The sequence below is a fragment of the Nguyenibacter vanlangensis genome, from assembly GCF_013376155.1.
Classification (GTDB): Bacteria; Pseudomonadota; Alphaproteobacteria; order Acetobacterales; family Acetobacteraceae; genus Gluconacetobacter; species Gluconacetobacter vanlangensis.
This window is the reverse complement of the sequence record NZ_JABXXP010000800.1, coordinates 1-1,191: the sequence shown is the minus strand read 5'-3', so window position 1 is coordinate 1,191 and position 1,191 is coordinate 1. Positions and strand designations below refer to the sequence as shown.

At 73.2% G+C, this 1,191-nt stretch carries 1 protein-coding gene and 1 pseudogene; both read left to right on the top strand.

What is annotated here, in order from left to right; translation table 11 throughout:
* Positions 1 to 17 precede the first annotated feature (17 nt).
* Entirely contained in the window at positions 18 to 608 is a 591-nt protein-coding gene (locus HUK84_RS19180; RefSeq protein ID WP_176641636.1) for a DUF1285 domain-containing protein, read from the top strand.
* Between the two features lie 62 nt (positions 609 to 670).
* Positions 671 to 1,191: pseudogene (locus HUK84_RS19175) on the top strand (CCA tRNA nucleotidyltransferase); the annotation flags it as partial.

Below are 1,191 nucleotides of genomic sequence, written 5' to 3'. Positions count from 1 at the left end.
CCTTGGGGCCCTCCGTCATGCCGCCCGTCCCGCCGCGCCGCGCTGCGGACGCCGACCCCTGCGGCCCGCTGCCGTTCCTCGTCAAGCGCGACGGCACCTGGCTGTATCGCGGCACGCCCATCCGCCGCAAGCCGATGATCTGCCTGTTCGCCTCGGTGCTCACGCGCGACGCGCAGGGCGCCTACTGGCTGGAAACCCCCACCGAACGCGGCACCATCACGGTCGAGGACGCGCCCCTGGTCGCGGTCGAACTGCACTGGACCGGCTGCGGCCGCGACCAGGTCCTGTCCTTCCGCACCAATGTCGACCTGGTGGTCTGCGCCGGCCCCGATCACCCGATCCACGCGGACTGGGACATGCCCGGCGCGGATTGCGGCGCCGGGCCGGTCCCCTACCTGCATGTGCGTGACGGCGCGGGCGACTACGCCATCCAGGCCCGGATCGCCCGCGCGGTCTATTACGAACTCGCCGCCCTCGCGGTGCCCGGCGCCTGCCGCGGCGTACCCTGCCTGGGGGTCTGGAGCCAGAACGTCTTCTTCCCCCTCTCGCGCCTGTCCCCGGCGGACCTCCCCCAGGAAGACTTCCCCCAGGAAGACTTCCCCGCGTGACCCGCGATCCGGCGGGCGGCGATCGGGCCGGGGCAGGGGACGACGATCTGGCGGGCGACGACCTGCTCGGCCGCCTGGCGGCGTCCCTGCCCGAAGGCTACGCGGGCTTGCGCCGCCTGTGGCAGGTCCTGCCGCAGGCCCGGCTGGTGGGCGGGGTGGTGCGCGACCTGATCGCGCACCACCCGGTCGCCGATCTCGATCTCGCCACGCCCGAATCCCCCGACCGCGTGCTGGACCTGCTGCGCCAGGCGGAGATCAAGGTGGTGGCGACCGGCCTCGCCCACGGCACGGTCACCGCCGTGCTCGACGGCCGGCCCTACGAAATCACCACCCTGCGCCGCGACGAACGGACCGACGGCCGCCACGCGGTCGTCGCCTGGACCGGTGACTGGGCCGAGGACGCAGCCCGGCGCGACTTCACCATCAACGCCATGTCCTGTGGCCGCGATGGCGTGCTGCACGATTATTTCGGCGGCCGCGCCGACCTGGATGCCGGGCATGTGCGCTTCGTCGGCGACGCCGCCACCCGCATCGCCGAGGACGCGCTGCGCATCCTGCGCTTCTTCCGCTTCCATGCCCGCTA